This is a genomic window from Pseudomonas sp. MWU12-2319 (assembly GCF_023242525.1).
Lineage (GTDB): Bacteria > Pseudomonadota > Gammaproteobacteria > Pseudomonadales > Pseudomonadaceae > Aquipseudomonas > Aquipseudomonas gingeri_D.
Window position 1 is genome coordinate 17,997 of the sequence record NZ_JALJES010000017.1, and the last position, 17,879, is coordinate 35,875.

The 17,879-nt window shown below is 62.5% G+C and carries 15 protein-coding genes and 2 pseudogenes; 2 read left to right on the plus strand and 15 right to left on the minus strand.

Going from position 1 to position 17,879, the window contains the following annotated elements; all coding sequences use genetic code 11:
- Nucleotide 1: 1 nt before the first annotated feature.
- The 5 genes from M5C01_RS24695 to M5C01_RS24715 all read right to left on the minus strand — a co-directional run bounded on the left by M5C01_RS24695 (nucleotide 2) and on the right by M5C01_RS24715 (nucleotide 6,171).
- Nucleotides 2-1,120: a succinylglutamate desuccinylase/aspartoacylase family protein gene (locus M5C01_RS24695; protein ID WP_152741335.1), complete on the minus strand. Its 1,119-nt coding sequence runs from the start codon at nucleotides 1,118-1,120 to the stop codon at nucleotides 2-4.
- A gap of 11 nt (nucleotides 1,121-1,131) precedes the next feature.
- Entirely contained in the window at nucleotides 1,132-1,842 is a 711-nt protein-coding gene (locus tag M5C01_RS24700) for an ABC transporter permease (protein WP_100944466.1), read from the minus strand.
- Nucleotides 1,839-2,567, minus strand: a complete 729-nt coding sequence (locus tag M5C01_RS24705) for an ABC transporter permease (protein WP_103498267.1) — start codon at nucleotides 2,565-2,567, stop codon at nucleotides 1,839-1,841. Before M5C01_RS24705 ends, M5C01_RS24700 begins: the two co-directional genes overlap by 4 nt.
- A 58-nt stretch (nucleotides 2,568-2,625) precedes the next feature.
- The gene (locus M5C01_RS24710) at nucleotides 2,626-3,405 is read right to left on the minus strand and encodes a transporter substrate-binding domain-containing protein (protein ID WP_152741334.1); all 780 of its coding nucleotides are present in this window, start codon (nucleotides 3,403-3,405) and stop codon (nucleotides 2,626-2,628) included.
- Between the two features lie 312 nt (nucleotides 3,406-3,717).
- Nucleotides 3,718-6,171, minus strand: coding sequence for a penicillin acylase family protein (locus tag M5C01_RS24715; RefSeq protein ID WP_152741333.1), 2,454 nt, complete (start codon nucleotides 6,169-6,171; stop codon nucleotides 3,718-3,720).
- Nucleotides 6,172-6,293: 122 nt separating this feature from the next.
- On the opposite strand from M5C01_RS24715, the gene M5C01_RS24720 reads away from it, so the two are divergent.
- Entirely contained in the window at nucleotides 6,294-6,890 is a 597-nt protein-coding gene (locus M5C01_RS24720) for a cysteine hydrolase family protein (protein WP_152741332.1), read from the plus strand.
- Here M5C01_RS24720 and M5C01_RS24725 read toward each other — a convergent pair.
- Nucleotides 6,849-7,064, minus strand: a pseudogene (locus M5C01_RS24725) (ABC transporter ATP-binding protein); the annotation flags it as partial. The gene M5C01_RS24720 and the pseudogene M5C01_RS24725 sit on opposite strands and share 42 nt — an antisense overlap.
- A gap of 352 nt (nucleotides 7,065-7,416) precedes the next feature.
- On the opposite strand from M5C01_RS24725, the gene M5C01_RS24730 reads away from it, so the two are divergent.
- Nucleotides 7,417-8,304 carry a hypothetical protein gene (locus M5C01_RS24730; RefSeq protein ID WP_152741331.1) on the plus strand — a complete coding sequence of 296 codons (888 nt, stop codon included), beginning with the start codon at nucleotides 7,417-7,419 and terminating at the stop codon, nucleotides 8,302-8,304.
- 20 nt (nucleotides 8,305-8,324) lie between these two features.
- Here the strand turns inward: M5C01_RS24730 and M5C01_RS24735 are convergent, their stop codons facing one another.
- The 9 genes and pseudogenes from M5C01_RS24735 to M5C01_RS24770 all read right to left on the minus strand — a co-directional run bounded on the left by M5C01_RS24735 (nucleotide 8,325) and on the right by M5C01_RS24770 (nucleotide 17,805).
- Nucleotides 8,325-9,422: a DUF1513 domain-containing protein gene (locus M5C01_RS24735; RefSeq protein WP_152741356.1), complete on the minus strand. Its 1,098-nt coding sequence runs from the start codon at nucleotides 9,420-9,422 to the stop codon at nucleotides 8,325-8,327.
- A 2-nt stretch (nucleotides 9,423-9,424) separates the two neighbouring features.
- On the minus strand, nucleotides 9,425-10,489 hold the full coding sequence (locus tag M5C01_RS24740; RefSeq protein WP_152741330.1) for an imelysin family protein: 1,065 nt from the start codon (nucleotides 10,487-10,489) through the stop codon (nucleotides 9,425-9,427).
- Nucleotides 10,490-10,501: 12 nt separating this feature from the next.
- Nucleotides 10,502-11,923 carry a di-heme oxidoredictase family protein gene (locus M5C01_RS24745; RefSeq protein WP_152741329.1) on the minus strand — a complete coding sequence of 474 codons (1,422 nt, stop codon included), beginning with the start codon at nucleotides 11,921-11,923 and terminating at the stop codon, nucleotides 10,502-10,504.
- Nucleotides 11,924-12,047: 124 nt separating this feature from the next.
- Nucleotides 12,048-12,125: pseudogene (locus tag M5C01_RS32995) on the minus strand (outer membrane lipoprotein carrier protein LolA); the annotation flags it as partial.
- Nucleotides 12,126-12,168: 43 nt separating this feature from the next.
- Nucleotides 12,169-13,509: an imelysin family protein gene (locus M5C01_RS24750; RefSeq protein WP_152741328.1), complete on the minus strand. Its 1,341-nt coding sequence runs from the start codon at nucleotides 13,507-13,509 to the stop codon at nucleotides 12,169-12,171.
- Between the two features lie 172 nt (nucleotides 13,510-13,681).
- On the minus strand, nucleotides 13,682-15,733 hold the full coding sequence (locus M5C01_RS24755; protein ID WP_152741327.1) for a bifunctional diguanylate cyclase/phosphodiesterase: 2,052 nt from the start codon (nucleotides 15,731-15,733) through the stop codon (nucleotides 13,682-13,684).
- 286 nt (nucleotides 15,734-16,019) lie between these two features.
- Nucleotides 16,020-16,616, minus strand: a complete 597-nt coding sequence (gene sodB / locus M5C01_RS24760; RefSeq protein WP_103498275.1) for a superoxide dismutase [Fe] — start codon at nucleotides 16,614-16,616, stop codon at nucleotides 16,020-16,022.
- A gap of 179 nt (nucleotides 16,617-16,795) precedes the next feature.
- Nucleotides 16,796-17,398, minus strand: coding sequence for a LysE/ArgO family amino acid transporter (locus tag M5C01_RS24765; RefSeq protein WP_103498276.1), 603 nt, complete (start codon nucleotides 17,396-17,398; stop codon nucleotides 16,796-16,798).
- 5 nt (nucleotides 17,399-17,403) lie between these two features.
- Nucleotides 17,404-17,805 carry an ACT domain-containing protein gene (locus M5C01_RS24770; RefSeq protein WP_103498295.1) on the minus strand — a complete coding sequence of 134 codons (402 nt, stop codon included), beginning with the start codon at nucleotides 17,803-17,805 and terminating at the stop codon, nucleotides 17,404-17,406.
- Between the last annotated feature and the right edge of the window lie 74 nt (nucleotides 17,806-17,879).

Genomic DNA, 17,879 nt, shown 5'->3' on the forward strand with positions numbered 1-17,879 from the left:
CTCAAGGAGAAAGTAGATAGCCGCTGCGATAGGCTTCGCGGCCGGCGACATGGGCAATCACCATGCCGGCCGTGGCCATGCGGCGTAGCGAGCGGGCATAGAGCAGGCCCGCCGCGCTGCAATGAACAGGGGTGACGCGGTCGCTGAGCGGGTCGATGATCTCGGCGATCAACTCTCCGGCTTCCAGGTATTGCCCCGGCACGGCGCTGAACACCAGCAGCCCGCCCAGCGGCGTGCTCACCGGCTCGACACCGGCCAGCGGCGTTGCCGGGTGCGGCAGCTCCGGCAAGGGCGCGGGCTCGCCGGCGATGGCGCCGAAGTGCGTCAGGTAGTCGAGGATCGCCTGGCAGTCGAGACGTGCCTGGGGATGATTCACATCGCCCTGGCCGCGCAGTTCCACGGTCACCGAAAAACTGCCCTGGGGAATCGCGAACCGGTCGCCGAAGCGCTGGCGCAGGTCCCACCAGAGCAGGGTGAAGCATTCGTCGAACGACTGGCCGCCGGAATCGGTCGCCAGCAGGCTGGCTTGCGAGCCGATATAACGGGCCAGCGGTTCAACCTGCGGCCAGGCTTCGGGCGTGGTGTACAGATGGGCCACGGCTTCGAAGTCGCAGTGCAGGTCCAGGACCATGTCCGCGTCGCAGGCCAGTCGTTGCAACGCCAGGCGCTGGGATTGCAACTGGGTCGCCGGCACCTCCGCCGCCAGGGCGGTCTTGAGGTGGCTGCGGATCAGTTGCAGGTTGTGCGCCGGATCGTCGCTGAGTTGCTCTTCGATCTGGTTGCCGATCTCGTCACTCAGATCGACGAACCAGCGATTGAAGTTCTGCCCGCTTTCCAGCTCATAGCGCCCCAGCGGCACGTCCATCAGCACCTGTTCCAGGCCGATCGGATTGGCCACCGGTACCAGCACGATTTCGCTGCGCAGGGCGCCGGCCTGTTCCAGCTCGGCCAGGCGTTGCTTGAGGTGCCAGGCCACCAGCATGCCGGGCAGTTCGTCGGCGTGCAGGGACGACTGGATGTAGATCTTGCCCGCGGACCGCGACGGACCGAAATGAAAGCTGTGAATCTGCCGGGTCGTGCCCGGCAGGGGAGCCAGCAGCTCGTGAGTCAGATGACGCATGCTCTGGAGTCCTAGTGTGCCGGGCCGAGAAAGGCCAGCCAGCGGCGCTCGGCCAGACGGAACAGACCGACCAGGGTAAAGGTGATCGTCAGGTAGATGATCGCGGCGATACCGAACGACTGGAAAGTCATGTAGGTCGCCGAGTTGGCGTCCCGGGCGATTTTCAGGATGTCCGGGATGGTCGCGGTGAACGCCACGGTGGTGGAGTGCAGCATCAGGATCACTTCGTTGCTGTAATAGGGCAACGAGCGGCGCAGGGCCGAGGGCATGATCACATAGGCGTAGAGCTTCCAGCCGCTCAGGCCATAGGCCTTGGCCGCCTCGACTTCACCGTGGTTCATGCTGCGGATCGCCCCGGCAAAGATCTCCGTGGTGTAGGCGCAGGTGTTCAGGGCGAAGGCCAGGATGGTGCAGTTCATCGCATCGCGGAAGAACGAGTTCAGCAGCGGCTGTTCGCGGACCGCTTCCAGGCTGTAGATCCCGGTGTAGCAGATCAGCAGTTGGATATACAGCGGCGTGCCACGGAACAGGTAGGTGTAGAACTCCACCGGCCAGCGGATGCGGCGCTTGGGCGAGACCCGGGCGATGGACAGCGGGATCGACACCAGGAAACCGAAGAAGATCGAGGCGCTGAGCAGCCACAGGGTCATGGCCAGGCCGGTGATGTGCTGGCCGTCGCTGTAGAGGAACGGCCGCCAGTATTGCTGCAGGAGTTCGATCATCGCACGGCCTCCCGGGCGCCCGCGGCGTAGCGGCGTTCCAGCCAGCGCAGGACATAGTTCGAAGCACTGGTAATAAGCAGGTAGATCAAGGCGGCGAGTACCAGGAAGTAGAACAGTTGATAAGTGCTCTTGCCCGCGTCCTGGGCAGCCTTGACCAGGTCGGCCAGGCCGATGATCGAGACCAGCGCGGTGGCCTTGAGGATCACCATCCAGTTGTTGCCGATCCCCGGCAAGGCGAAGCGCATCATTTGCGGAAAGGTCACGAAGCGGAACCGCTGGGCCCGGGTCAGGCCATAGGCGGTGGCGGCTTCAAGCTGTCCGCGTGGCACGGCGAGAATCGCGCCACGGAAGGTTTCGGTGAAATAGGCACCGTAGATAAAGCCCAGGGTGATGACCCCGGCGGCAAACGGGTCAATCTCGATGTAGTCCCAGTCCATGGCATCGGTCAGGGTCGAGAGCCAGGTTTGCAGGCTGTAGAAAATCAGCAGCATCAGCACCAGGTCGGGCACCCCGCGAATCAGCGTGGTGTAGAGCTGGGCCGGAATGCGCAACAGGCTGAAGCTGGATAATTTGGCACTGGCGCCGAGCAGGCCCAGTAGCACGCTGACCAGCAGCGAGAGGATGGAGAGCTGGACGGTCATCCAGGTGCCTTGCAGCAGGATCGGGCCAAAGCCCTTCAGGCTGAAGGCCGAAAGCCCCAGAATTTGCAGGAGGTTGTCGAACATGAAAAATCAGACCTTTGGCAGTCGAAAAGGCGCCCCTCGGGCGAGGGGCGCCAAGGGATCACTTCCCGCTGTACAGGTTCAGATCACCAAAGTTCTTCTTCTGGATTTCCGCGTACTTGCCATCTTTGTGTAACGCGTCGATACCTTTATCCAACAGGGCTTTCAGCTCTTTGTTGCCTTTTTTGATACCGACCGCGGTTTTAGCCGGCAGCAGCGGATCGTCGATCGGCTTGCTGACTTCGTAGCCGGCGCCCGCTGGCGACTTCAGGAAGCCCAGTTCAGCTTGCAGCATATCCTGCACCGAAGCGTCGAGGCGGCCGGAGGTCAGGTCAGCATAAACCTGGTCCTGGTTGGCGTAGGCCTTGGTGGTCACACCAGCCTTGTCCAGTACGGCCTTGGCGTAGGCTTCCTGGATGGTGCCTTGCTCGTAGCCCACGGTTTTGCCCTTGAGGGACTCAGGCGTGGAGAAGTTCGCACCCTTTTTGAACACCAGGGAAGTCGGGCCGGAGAACAGCTCCTTGGAGAAGTCGATGGCCTTCTCGCGGGCTTCGGTCACGGTCATCGACGAAATCACACCGTCGAACTTGTTGGCATTCAGGCCCGGGATCATGCCGTCGAAGTCACTTTCGACCCATTTGCACTTGACCTTCAGCTCGGCACAGATGGCGTTGCCCAGATCAATGTCGAAGCCGACCAGGCTGCCGTCTGCGGCCTTGGATTCGAATGGCGCGTAGGAAGGATCGACGCCGAAGCGCAGTTCCTTGTATTCCTTGGCCATAGCGGAGCCGGCGGCCATGCAGAGAGCCAGTGCAGAAAGGGTCAGCAATGCTTTTTTCATTATTTATTCCCTAAAAACCAATATGAGCGCTTGTGGCGCACTGAGTACTGTTACTGGAACGCGTATGACCTGATAAAAGTAGCAATTTCCGAACCAGAGTCACGAACAAGTGTTTTAAAAGGCAGGAATATGGCTCCGAGCCAGCTAATCATGCCCGAAATTGGGCGGCTGAAATAAATTGCACAATATTGGTGCGTCCGCGAGTGAGAAAAGAGTGCAGTTACGCGGCGGGAAGGGTGACATCCGTAACTTTAGGAACCGGCCTGCCAGCGATGAGGCCATCGCTGGCAGGCCGGACCCGGCCGTGGAGTGTTACTTGCCGGGCGTCAGGGTCAGGCGCGTGGTGCCGTAGGCCTTGTCGAAGTTCTGCTGCTGCATCGGGAAGCTGACGTACTGGGCCTTCAGCCAGCCATCGATACCGCTGGCGTAGCTCGGGCTGGCCGGGTTGCCGGACTGTCCGGGGCTCTGCTGGCCGCTCATCGGTTCGATCTGGCCGAAGTCGACGATCATGCGCACGCCGGGCACCTGGGTGACATCGAAGTTCCCGCCGCCCCAGGCATAGGCCGAGGTGTTCAGCGTGGTGTGGTCGCCGCCGGCCTGGATCGGTCCGCGAATCACCTGGCCGGCGCCGTTCTTCCAGCTATAACGGTGCAGCGTGCCCCATTGCCAGGCCTTGTGATTGCTGCCCAGCAGGCTGTCACCGGCGCTGATCGCCGCCGCCAGGCTGCGGGCCAGGATCGCCGGCTTGTCTTCTTTCTGTGGCGTGCGGCTGTCATCCCAGAACGGGCTATCCTCGCGGCCCAGCAGGTGATCGGCCTGGGCCGAGTAGGACAGCTTGCCGTTGGCGACAAAGGCCTGCCACACCGGACCGTTTTCCGGGCCGAGTTTGTCGAGGAAGATCTGCTTCATGCTTTCCTGCAGGAACAGTTCGTACAGCGCGGCGTCGGCCGAGGTCGCGCTGAGCCTGCCGTCGAACGCCATCAACCGGCTGAGGGCTTCGCGTGCCTTGCCGCGTTCGGCTTCCGGCAGGGCGTCGATGGCCTGCTTGAGCGGCAAGGCCATGCCTGGCGCTTCGAACATCTTCTTCAGCTTGTTGGCGAACGTGGTGCTCTGGTCGTATTGCATGGCGATGGTGCTGCGGCTGTCCTGCTTGCCGGCCGCGGCCAGTTCAGCCAGGCGTTCGCCGCGTTCCGGGTAGTACCAGGCGTTGGACAGTTGCATGCCGTAGCCGCGCGCCGCCGTGCGCTGGTTGGCGGTGCCCAGCCAGCCCTGGCCCGGGTCCTGGTCATAAGGGTGGAGCATCGCGTCGGCGTAGCCGTCCCAGTCGAAGCGGCCGTCCCAGCCCGGCGACGGCAACAGGCCTTCGCCTTCGCGGCGGTTGGGGAAGCGCCCGGTGACCTGCCAGCCGATATGACTGGCGTCGGCAAAGACCATGTTCAGCGCGATGGCGCGGATTTCCCGGCTGGCATCCGAGGCTTTCTCGGCGCTCTGGGCACGGGACAGGTCGAAGAACGCATCCAGGCTCTTGTCGTCCTTGAACGAGGCGCTCTGCAGGGCCAGGCCGTAGCCGCCGGTCAAGGCGCTGTTGTCCAGTGCACTGTTGAGCAGCGGGCCGTGGCGGGTTTCGAACACCGTCTCGCGGATCGAGCGCTGGCCCTTGATGAAGTAGGTTTCGTTGCGCACGATGGCCGGCAGCCACTTGCCGTCGGCTTCGTAATAGAGCGCATTGCCCTGGCGCTTGAGTTTTTCCAGGAACAGGTCCTGGTTGTCCCCCGGGACGGCGGCCATGCTCCAGGCCACCTTGCCGTTGAAACCGGACAGCAGCATCGGCAGGCCGGCGATCGAGGTCCCGGCGGCCCGGTACTTCGGCGCGTAAATCTGTACGTAGTTCCAGGCGGCGGGGGCGCTGGTCGGCTGTTGCAGGTCGGCGGCCAGCAGGCTCTTGCCGCTGCGGGCGCGTTGCGGGCCGATGGCCCAGTTGGTCGAGGTGCCGGAGCCGAGGATATTCAACGCGGCGACTTGCTCGGCGGCCTTGTTCAGCGCGCCGAGGCCCGAGACCTGGCTCAGGGCGATGCCCTTGAGTTTCTCGGCTTCGGCCAGGGGCAGCGGTTCGTCCGGGGCGGCCGGGGTCAGCCAGGCGAGCTTGTCGACGCCGACTTTCTGCGCCAGGACCAGGCTGGCAATCTCTTGCTGCAGGTTGGCCGACAGGTTGAAGTTGAGCAGGCAGAAGATCAGCGCCGAATCTTCCGGTTTCCAGTATTCCGGCTGGTAGCCGCTGCTGGCCAGGTCCGGCGGCAGCTTGTCGCGGTAGCGGAACAGGTAGGCGTTGACGCCGCGCGCATAGACTTCGAAGAAGCGCTTGAGCCGTGGCGACGAGGCGTTGTACAACTCGCCGGCGCTTTTCTTCAGGTTGACGGCGCGCATGAATCGGTCGCTGTCGAGGGCGTCCGGGCCGTTGATTTCGGCGAGCCGGCCCTGGGCGAGCAGGCGCAGGGTGACCATCTGGGTGATGCGGTCGCTGGCGTGGACATAACCGAGGGTGAACAGCGCATCGTGAAAGCTGTTGCTTTCGATCAGCGGCATGCCGAGGCTGTTGCGGCGTACCGAGACGTTCTGTGCCAGGCCCTTGATCGGCTGTACGCCGGAGGTCGGTGGCAGGCTGTCCTGGGAGTTCCAGGTCTGGCAACCAGTCAGGCCGAGCAGGCCCGCCATGGCGGCGGCAACGCCACATTGCTTGAGAGAGAAGGAAAAGGCTGGCGAGGCCATGGCAAAGCTCCTGCGGGGGGTAGCGTCAGTAAAGGCGCTACGTTAGTGAGCAGGAGGAAGGCGCGCAAGACAGCGGGCGGGCTTATTTCGAGTTTTGAGCGATAAATCGGAAGGGAAAAGGCATGAACAGGGATATCCAGGTAAACGCGGCGTTGATCCTGATCGACCAGCAGCAAGGCATTCTTCATCCGCGGCTGGGACCACGCAACAATCCCGAGGCCGAGGCGCGCATGCTTGAGCTGTTGCAACACTGGCGTGAAACCGCGCGTCCGATTGTGCATGTCCAGCATCTGTCGCATTCGCCGGAGTCGGTGTTCTGGCCCGGACAGTCGGGAGTCGAGTTCCAGCAGCGCTTTGCGCCGGGGGAGGGCGAACGGCTGGTGCGCAAGCGGGTGCCGGATGCGTTTTGCGCGACCGGGTTGGAGGCTTGGCTACGCGAGAGCGGTATCGAGCAGTTGGTGATTGTCGGCGTAGCGACCCATAACTCCGTGGAGGCGACCGCGCGGACGGCCGGCAACCTCGGGTTTGAGACCTGGGTGGTGGAGGATGCGTGCTATACCTTCGACAAAACCGACTATTTTGGTACGCCCCACACTGCCCAGGAGGTTCATGCCATGTCCCTGGGCAATCTGCATGGCGAGTATGCGACGGTGGTGTCCAGCCGCGTGCTGCTCGGGCTACAGGGCGTGGTTGACCATGACCTGCACGGTGTCCCGTGAACAGCGCTCGATCCACGCCTGCACGCCATACACTTCGGCAAACAGCCTCGGGCTGAGAATCGCCTGGGGCGCGCCGTTGGCAAACAGGCGACCCTGGCGCAACACCGCCAACTGATCGGCATACCGCGCCGCCAGGTTGTTATCGTGTAATACCACCACGGCAAGCAGGCTGTGCCGGCCTCTTCGCGGGCAAGCTCCGCTCCCACATTGGAATCGTGGTCGTACGACAAACTTGTGCCTTACTCGGTCAGTGTGGAGGCGGCGCTTGCGCAACCGCGAGGGAGCTGGGTGGGAAGTGACATCGGCGTTCGAGCGCCAGCCTGAATAGAGCACCGCTGACACTAACGAAAAAAACCGGAAAAAGGCCTTCGCCGTTTGTCTGAACTGTCAGAAATGACAGTAGTGACAACCGGACGCCTGCGGCTAAATTCAATGGGACAGAAAGATATCCCCTGAAACGGGGTCCTGAATGACTTTGCATTGAGCTTTAAAGCCCTCTAGGTCCCAATGCACGAGTGATGAAAAAATGAAAAAACAATTAGAGGCATTCGTTTCACCTCTTACCGCCTTCTCGATTATTAACTACGAGAGAGGGGAAGTGCTTTCTTTATCACCTTCGCTCTATCAGAGATTACTGCCGGCAGAGAATTACCTTGTTATTGATAGTTGGGGCGCGGGGGTTGCGGGAGGGCGCTTGTCAGCGAGCACACGTGTGAATGAGCACGGACGGAGAGTGAGCTATAATTCGGCTCCGTTCACGTTGTCGATAAAGGGGGCGTCAACCCAGTGCGTGTTCAATATAAGTCAGCATGGGGGGCAAGTTTTTTATACGTCCACGACCCCTCACGGAACCGTTTACCCACGAGCAGTTCTTTATAATGACGTCATTGGAGGTGTGGCCTTAATGGTCAAGGAACCGGCAGAAATTGCTCGCAAGAAAAATGTAAAAAACCCCACAAAGTCTCATGGCAGGTCTTACTTATCAGAGGATGGCTGTAAAACCAAGGGAGTCGCCTCCGTCACCGCATCCAGTTCTATCGTAATTCCCGATACCGAGAAATTCTCATTTCTGACCAACGCAAATATGTACTTTTCAGGGACGCTTTATGAGGTGATGGATGGCGTGCTGGTGAGAGTTCATGATCGGATTATAGACGACGCAGGTTCCTGGGGGGGCTGGGGGGGAGATTGTGCGCTTACCGATGACGAGAATAACCTTTACCCTGATGGTATATCCATGTTGATGATAGACGATGGGTTTTCAGAGGGTAAGGCGACCATTGAATTCAATCACAATCCCCTCGATAAAACCGTCACTATCACGGTGCTGTCACACACCAGTAAAGTATGTGACCTCAGAGATTTGACGGAGGTTGGAGAGCCTTTCCCCTATACAATTTGTTTTGCCCTGTAAACAGGTTGGAGGCGCGGGATTCAGACCAGATGCAGATGGTTGTCCCACAACCCCGCCGGCAGCTCCAGCGGTTGAGCTGTCAGCTCTTTCTGGCGGCAATCATAGAAACGGCAGCGGCCCTGGCCGGAGGTGACGACAAAGCCGTCCGCCACCGCGCCGACGCCCGCGCAGTCCGGTAGCGGCGCATCCAGGCGCACGGCGCCGCTGTCCAGATCCCAGATAAAGAAGCTGTTGCCCCGAGGCGCGGTCAACGCCACCAGCCGCAATTCGCTGTGCACCGCGACGCTGGCGGTGTAATGCGCCATGGCCTGCAACTGCTGCTCGGCCACCGGGAAGGCGACAAAGGGCCGGCCGGGACGCTTGATCGCCAGCAACTCGGAGGACTCATGGGATGGTCCCATGAACTGCTGGCCGGCAACGATGGTGCCGTCACTGGCCACGCCCAGATGGCGCACGCTGTTCATCTGCTGGGGCAGGGTTTCCTTGCTCAGCAGGGCGCCGTCGCGCTGCATCAGCACCAGGCTCGGCTCCATGGCATCGAGGTTCATCTCCACCCGGCTTTCGGCTTCGGTGCGAATCCCGCCGTTGGCGACGACCAGGGTCTCGCCATCGGGCATCCACGACACCTGGTGTGGGCCGATGCCATGGGTCGAGATCTCGCCACTATGAACCAGACGCTCACCTTCGAAACGATACACACCCAACAGGCCACGGCCCGGATCGGTGGTGTCATTCTCGGTGGCGTATAACCAGTCGCCGCTCCTGTGGATTACCGCATGCCCATAGAAATGCCGGTTCGGCTGTGAAGCGAGGGTCTGCAGCAGGCGGCCATCCCGCAGGTCGATCAGGTAACTCTCGGTGCCGGGACGTCGCGCGACGAACAGCGCCAGGGGCTGGCTCGGGTGGTTGATGATGTCGTGGCAACGCTGGCCGACCCGGGTGGCGAAGACCTGCGTCCCGTCCAGCCGATAGCCCACGGCATAGTGCCCGCCGTCGCTGTCGTCACGGGCAGAGAGCAGCAGCGGGCTTTGGTCTTTTTGCCGGAGCAGGCGCCAGCCGCCCAGCGTCAATGCGCTGAGCAGCAGGCTGCCGAAAGTCAGGGCCTGGCGTCGCAACATCATCAATCCCCGTCGTTGGCGTTGAAGCCCAGTTGGATACCCAGCGCCTTGGCCAGTTCGCCTTCGTGCAGGCGGTGGACGACGTTGAGGCTGTCGTAGAGGTCGTTGAGCTGCTGGCGCCCGGCATCGTCGCCGAGCAGGTCGGTGAGCGAGCGCTGGGTGCTGTCGAACAACTTCAGGGACGCGGCATAGGCGGCGTCGATCTTCTCGGCCAGCGGCTTCTGTTCCGCCGGCAGCAGGTTGCGCAGGCCCTTGTTGTCGACCCCGACCCAGACGGTCCGGGCGGCGGCCAGGCTGGCGCGCATACCTTGCAGCGACGTCTGGCTGCGCCAGGCCTCGGCCTGGAAGGGCTGCGGGATGCCCTTGGTCTGGCGGCCCATGGGCGTGCCGAGTTTTTTCTTCAGGGTATCGAGGGCGGTGACCTGGACTCGCAGCAGATCGGCGATGGCTTCGTGGGAGTCGGCGTAGCGCTGGTTGGGGAACTTGCTCATCTGCGCGAGCATGCCGTCGCTGGTTTCCCAGCGCGAGAGGATCTCTTCGGCGAGGACTTTCTGGCGTTTGCCGATGGCCGTCAGCAGTGGGCAATAGCGGGCTTTCTGCGCGCTGTCGGCCATATCGATCTTGCTGTCGTAGAGGATGTATTCGTAGGCCGAGAGGCCCTGGACCACGACGCTGGACTTGGCCAGGGCGTCGGCGTCGATCTGCGGCTGGGCGCTGACCAGTTGCTCGACCTGGCGACCTACCAGGTTTTTCTTGTCCGGCCAGAACTGCACCTGCCAGGAGCGATTGCCTTCGGCCAATGGCCCGATCAGCAGCGGCTGCAATTCCGCCCAGGCTTTCTGCGCATGGAGGAAGTCGGCGCGGGCGGTTTCCAGGCTCTCTTTGCCTTCGCAGAAGGCCAGGGCGCTGATGGCCAACTGGCGGTCGGCGTCGACCCAGCGGCTATAGGTCGGCAGGATTACCTGCTTGGCGATCGCGGCGGAGGTCAGCGCCTGCGGGTCCTGGGGCGAGCAGGCGCCGAGGACGAGGGCGGCCAGGCTGGTGAACAACAGTTTCGGGCGGAACATGTCCGTGTCCTCTTACAAAGAATTCAGGAATGCCAGCAACGCGGCGCGTTGTTCGGCATTGAACGACAGCACCTGCTGCTGCGCCGGCAAGGCCTCGCCGCCATGCCAGAGCACGGCTTCGAGCAGGTTGCGGGCGCGGCCGTCATGCAGGAACTGGGTGTGGCCGCTGACGCTCTGCGTCAGGCCGATGCCCCACAGCGGCGGGGTGCGCCAGTCATTGCCGTCGGCCAGGAACTCGCTGCGCTGGTCGGCGAGGCCGGGGCCCATGTCATGCAGCAGCAGGTCGCTGTAGGGCCGGATCAACTGGTTGGCCAGCTCGGGTTCGGCGGCCGTGGCCGAGGTGGTGAACTGCGGGGTGTGACAGGCCTGGCAACCTACCTGGTAGAACAGGCTCTTGCCGGCCAGCACCTGCGCCGCGCCGACGTCACGCCGTGCCGGCACGGCGAGGTTGCGGGTGTAGAAGGTCACCAGGCGCAGGATGTTGTCGCTGACTTCCGGCTCGCCGTCCGGACCGCCGCCATGGGGCGCTTGCAGGCAGTCGGTCTGGGTCGGCGTGCAGTCGTCGAAGGGGCGCAGGCTGGTGGTCAGGCCCATGTCGCTGGAAAACGCGTGGACGTTCTGTTGATTGATATTCGGTTGCCCGGCCTTCCAGCCGAAGCGGCCGAGGACGGTCTTGCGCTGGGCATCGTCCCAGACCCGGTTCGGCCGGCCGTTGACCCCCAGCCGTTGTTGCTGCCGGGCATTGGCCAGGATCGCTTCTTCGGGAATCGCTTCGAGCAGGCCGAGGCCGATCATCGGCGGGGCGATGCGCGCGGAAAACAGTGTCTGTGGGTGCATCGGGCCGTAGCCCAGTTGGGTGATGCGCAGCGTCGGTCGGCGCAGTTCGATTTCGGTGCCGTCCTTGAAACGTATCGGCACCGCTTCGTAGTCGACCCGCACCTTGCCTTCCGGGGTGACACCGGGGATGGCCATGTCCTGCAACTGTCCGCCATAGACGGGTTCCGGTACCACGCCCTGGCGTTCGATCAGATTGGCGTACATCGGGTTGTTGGGAATCGACAGGCGCACCAGCATCGACACCGCGTTATCCGCCCCCGGCGCCGGCGGATGGCCGCGGCCGTCCTTGATATGGCAGTTCTGGCAGGCGTTGGTATTGAACAGCGGGCCGAGGCCGTCGCGGGCTGTGGTGGTTGAAGGCGCGATGACCCAGGGGCTGCGGAAGAAACTGTTACCGACGCTGAAGTCCAGGCGCCGTTCCGGCGAGAGGTTGGCCGAGGGTTGCGAGAAGGCATTGCGATCGTGTTTGCCCACCGTGGTGGTGCCACCGGATCGGGCTTCGCCGGGTTCGGGCCTGGTAAAGCGCGGGGCGTCGTCGCAGGCGCTCAGGCCAAGGGCCAGGAGCAGCGTCGACAGGCGAAGGGGCAGCGAGGGCATCGGTGTCCAGGGGGTGAGAGGGATCGGGCGCGAGTTTATCAGTCTCGATACATTTGAATAAGAGGGATTAGCATTTACTTGATTTATGACACTGCGCGGCTTTGTGGGGGCTGGCTTGCCCTCATGTAGGAGCGAGCTTGCTCGCGATGGTAGCCCAGGCACCGCGGGGTATCAGATGCCCCGTGTCATCGTTGACGACCATCGCGAGCAAGCTCGCTCCTACATGAGGGGGGGACAAGGGCCGATCAGAAATCGTGATCGGCGTTATCCGGGTTCAGGTCGCTGATGCCCAGCTTGGCCGCCGCCTGCTCGATGGAACCGGTCTGCTTGACCAGCGCGGAGATGGCGTCACGGACGATCTTGTTGCCAGGCTCGTTGCCGGACGCGATCAACTGGTCGTAATGCTCACCCTTGTTGGCGTGGTCGACCATGATCTGGATCTTCGCTTCGGTGGCCTGCAGGTCGTTCTTCAGTGCTTCGTCGGTCGCCGGGTCGGCCTTGGCCACCAGGGAGGACAGGCTCGGGCCGGTCAGCTTGGTGCCGTCGATACGGGTGTATTCACCCAGGTAGACGTTGCGAATGCCCTTGGCATCGTAGAAGTGCGAGTTATGGGTGTTGTCGCTGAAGCAGTCCTGCTCGTCTTCCGGCGAGTTGGCCTCCAGCGACACCTTCATGCGCTCGCCCGCCAGTTCACCGAGGGACAGGCTGCCCATGCCGAACAGCATCTTGCGCAGGCCACTTTCCGCCGGCTCGGCTTCCAGGCTGGCGCGATAGTTGTCGGCCACACCCGGTTTCCAGTTGCCGACCATCTCTTCCAGGTCGTTGACCAGCAGTTGGGTCACGGCCTTGAGGTAGGCACGCCGACGATCGTTGTGCCCGCCAGTGGCGCCGGCACCTTCCAGGTAGTCCGAGGCCGGACGGTTGCCGGCGCCCGGGCCGGTGCCGTTCAGGTCCTGGCCCCAGAGCAGGAATTCGATGGCGTGGTAGCCGGTGGCGACGTTGGCTTCGGAGCCACCCAGCTCGTTCAGGCTGGCGAGTTTTTCCGGGGTGATCTCGCTGACATCGACCTTGTCTTCGCCGACCTGGATCTGTGGATTGGCGATGATGTTGGCGGTCGCGGCCGGATTGCCCAGGGCATGTTCGTAGGAGCTGTCGACGTAGTCGATCAGGCCTTCATCCAGGGGCCAGGCGTTCACCTGACCTTCCCAGTCGTCGATGATGGTGTTGCCGAAGCGGAACACTTCGCTTTGCAGGTACGGCACGCGGGCGGCGATCCAGGCGGCGCGGGCGGCCTTGAGGGTCTCTTCGTTCGGCTTGGCGAGGAAGGCGTCGACAGCGGCTTGCAGGTTCTTCGCGGTGGATTCGGCATCGCTGAACACGGCGAAGACGATCTCGGTGTAGTGGGCGACCACGGCCTTGGCGGCGGCTTCATCGACCTTGGCGGCGGCATCGTCGGCGGGCGCCTGGGCGGCCGCGGCAGGGGCCTGGGTGGCCGCTGTGGATTTTTCCTTGTCCTTGTCGCCACAACCGGCGAGGGTGATGGCGATGGCCAACAGACTGGCGGTGGCCAGAGGCATGCGAATCATGGCGAACATCCTGCTTCGAGAGGGGGGATGGGGGCGCTCGGCCCCGCAAAACCGGCACATAATGCGAAGGATTTGCATTCTGTGTAAAGGGCTTAGTGATTGAAATATTTGGTATTAAAACCCGGCTTGATCCCGGCGGATTTTGCAGGAGCGAGCTTGTTGGCCCTGGGCTTTACAAGATCGCCGCATTGCTGCGCTGTGCCTGCTTGAGATACGCCGCCAGCTCCCGGGCCGGCAGCGGCTTGCTGTAGTGGTAGCCCTGGCCCTCGTGGCAGCCTTCGGAAATGATGTAGGCCTCCTGCTCGACGGTCTCCACGCCTTCGGCGATCACCTGCATGCCGAGGCTCTTGCCCAACTGGATGATCGCCCGGACGATGGTCGCGTCGTCATCGTCATCGAGCAGGTCCTGGACGAAGCTCTTGTCGATCTTGATCTTGTCCAGCGGCAGGCTCTTGAGATAGCTCAGCGACGAGTAGCCGGTACCGAAGTCATCGATGGCGATCAGCGCGCCGGAGCGGCGCAGGCTCAGCAGGTGCTGGGCGGCGGTGCTGATGTCTTCCATCAGGCCGGTCTCGGTGACTTCCAGTTCCAGGCTGCGCGGCGGCAGGCGGTACATCTGCAGGAGGTTGTTGACCACCCGCGGCAGCTCGGCGTGGTGCAGTTGCACGGTGGACAGGTTGACCGCCATGCGCAGGTCGCTGAAGCCCTGGTCGTGCCATTCGCGCAACTGGCGGCAGGCCTGGTCCAGCACCCACTCGCCGATGGCGATGATGGTGCCGTTCTGCTCGGCCAGGGGAATGAACAGATCCGGCGGTACCAGGCCGTGTTCCGGGTGCTGCCAGCGGATCAGAGCTTCGACGCCCACCACTCGATGGTCGCGGTAGCTGATCTGCGGCTGGTAGACCAGGTAGAACTGATTGCGGTTGAGGGCTTCGCGCAGGTCTTTTTCCAGTTCGCGACGGCGGCGCATTTCGCTGTCGACGCTGGCGATATAGAACTGATAGCGGTTGCGCGAGCGGGTCTTGGCCAGGGTCATGGTCTGTTCGGCTTTCTGCAGCAGCTTCTCGGTGCTGTCGCCGTCTTCCGGGAACAAGGTGATGCCGATGGTGGCGCGCAGGCGGATTTCCTGGTGATCGAGGGCAAACGCCGCTTCCAGGTCGTCAAGGATACTCTGGGCCAGCTCGGCCGCTTCATAGGGTTGTTCGATATCGGCCTGGACCAGGGCGAACTGGTCGCCACCCAGCCGGGCCAGGGCGCCGAGGCGACCGCTGTGGGCGCGCAGGCGGTCGGCCAGGGCCAGCAACAGTTGGTCGCCGACCTGGTAGCTGAATTGTTCGTTGATGCCCTTGAAGTCGTCCAGACCCACGCAAAGTACCGCGACCCGACGTTGCAGGCGCCCGGCGTCCACCAGGATCTTGTCCAGTTGCTGTTGCAACTGCTGGCGATTGGGCAGGCCGGTGAGGAAGTCGTACTGGGCCATGCGCAGCAGGCTGTTTTCCGCTTCGTGACGCAGGTGGGTGTTGCGCTCGATGGATGCCAGCAACTGGTTGGCGGTGTTGACCCAGATGCCCAGTTCGTTCTTTTCATGGCCCTTGAGCTGCGGCAACTGATGTTCACTGGGGCGATCCGGGTTGACGGTACTCAGGTGCCCGATGATCCGCGACAGCGGTTTGGTCAGCAGCCAGTGATAGACCAGGTACAGCACCAGGCCGAGGAACAAGGCCCGCAGCACGCCGGAGATGAAGATGATCACCGAGTTGACCAGGAACCCCTGGCCGTAGGTGGCGGTGTCGAGGGTGATGCTCAGGTCGCCGTAATATTCGCTGTAGGGGCCGCGACCGACCAGTTGTGTGCTGAAGGTGCTTTCCTGGCCAAGGATAGGATCGGTCAGCCAGCGGCTGGAAGTCTTTTGCAGATCGCGGGATTTTTCCGCGAGCATGGCCTCGTTGGGATGGCCGATGGAGGCCATGCGCACGGCGTCATCCTGGAACAGGCCTTCGATCACTTGCATGCCCATCTCGCGGTCGAGGCTGTAGACGGCCTGGGTCGAGGGGTCGCGGAACATATCGAGAATACGCTGGGCATCGCTGGCCACGGCCTGCCGGGTCTTGTAGGCATCAAAGACGATCTGCGCACAGCTCAGTACGGCGCCGACAATCAGCGCCGACAGCAGCACGACCCGGAGCAACTTCACCGACAAGCTGTTCTTGAGTTCCAGCTTCAAAGGGCTATTCCTTGTTCCGTGCGGATGGCATCAAGTTGCCATGAGTATTGGCAATCCGGCCCGGTCAGTCAAAGGGACAATGCAAGCGGCGAGAACCCGTGCTCATGCTTGGCCGATCAGGTGGCTCCCGGACTCTTCAGGCCATGGAGACTGTGTCGGTCGCTCAAGCCGTCTACTTGAGGGGCTAGCGCGTCATTTTCCCGGATTATTCAGGTTAGTTCCTGTCGGCGTGGCAGGCATAAAAAAACCCGGCGAGGCCGGGTTTTTTTGCGCAGCGGGTTCAGTCTCAAGCGGTGAAGGCTTTGCCTTCGAACTGTTCGGCGACGAATTTCCAGTTCACCAGGTTCCAGAACGCCTCGACATACTTCGGACGGACGTTGCGGTAGTCGATGTAGTAGGCGTGTTCCCAGACGTCGCAGGTCAGCAGCGGGGTGTCGCCGCTGGTCAGCGGGTTACCGGCGCCGATGGTGCTGGCCAGGGCCAGGGAGCCGTCAGCCTTTTTCACCAGCCAGCCCCAGCCGGAACCGAAGGTGCCAACGGAAGTCTTGGTGAACTCTTCCTTGAACTTGTCGAAGGAACCGAACGCGGCGTTGATGGCTTCAGCCAGCTTGCCGGTCGGTTGACCGCCGGCGTTTGGCGCCAGGCAGTTCCAGTAGAAAGTGTGGTTCCAGACCTGAGCGGCGTTGTTGAAGATGCCGCCGGAGGAAGACTTGACGATTTCTTCCAGGGTCTTGCCTTCGAACTCGGTGCCTGGCACCAGGTTGTTCAGGTTCACGACATAGGTGTTGTGGTGCTTGTCGTGGTGATACTCCAGGGTTTCCTTGGAGATGTGCGGCTGCAGGGCATCATGTGCATAAGGCAGCGGAGGCAATTCGAAAGCCATGGTGATTCTCCTAATCAGGTCAGTTGCGGTGAGCGCAAGGCCGATCACGGCGGCCATACAGGCGTGCGCCGGGGAGTTTGTACTCTTTGCGGCGCAAGACTCGGATCATAGCACCGGGGTGGCGGCTTAACCACGCAACAACTGTGTGGAATAGAGGTTCCAGAGCCTTTTGGAATAAGTCAGCCGGCGCCGATCAACTGGGCGGCGACGCTGAACATCATCACGGCCACCAGCAGATCGAGCAGGCGCCAGGTGGCCGGACGCGCCAGCCACGGGGCCAGCCACGCCGCGCCCAGGGCCAGGCTGAAGAACCACAGCAGCGAAGCGCTGGCGGCGCCCATCACGTAGGCGCCGGGCTCGGTCTGCTGGGCGCCGAGTGAACCGATCAGCAGCACGGTGTCGAGGTACACGTGGGGGTTGAGCAGGGTCACGGCGAGAGCGCTGAGCAGTACGGCGCGCAGTGAACGCACGGTCTGGCCTTCGCCTTGTTGCAGGCTCTGGCGGGAAAAGGCCCGGCGCAGTGCCAGGCTGCCGTACCAGAGCAGGAAGGCCGCGCCACCCCAGCGGGCGAACGCCAGCAGCGTCGGGTTGTGTGCCAGGACGGTGGCGAGGCCGAAGACCCCCGCGGCCACCAGGATCGCATCGCAGAGTACGCACAGGGCCGCCACCGGCAGGTGGTGTTCGCGACGCAGGCTCTGGGCCAGGACAAAGGCGTTCTGTGTGCCGATCGCCATGATCAGGCCGGCGGCCACCAGCATGCCATTTAGATAGCTCTGCCACATGACGCTTACTCCCCGTGTTCGGCCAATTGCCGCAAGACCTGCAGGGCGCGTTCGGCGTCGTCGCGACCGACGAACAGGTGGTCGTGGTAATAACCGGCGATCACGTTGCAACTGATACCGGCTTTGCCCAGGGCGCCGGCGAAAGCGGCGGTGAGGCCGACTGCTTCCAGGGCCGAGTGCACATTGAGGGTGATCCAGGCCGCCAGATAGTCGAACGGCAGGCCGAGGGCCTGGGCGTCTTCGCGACGCAGGATGACGGTCAGGCCCTCGCGTTCGCGAAAGCTGCCGATGGGCTCGCGGCCATTGAGCCGGCTGGCGTCGGTCAGGCTGCAGAAAACGTAGTCGCCCTCGTTGAGTTCGGGGCTCATGCTGCGCAGCAGCACGCTCAGGGAAGTTTCGCCGGCCATGTTGGTGTCCTTGGATAAACAGTGGATGTGGGCATTCTGCGGGGCGATGTTGTATAAGAAAAACAAATAGTGCT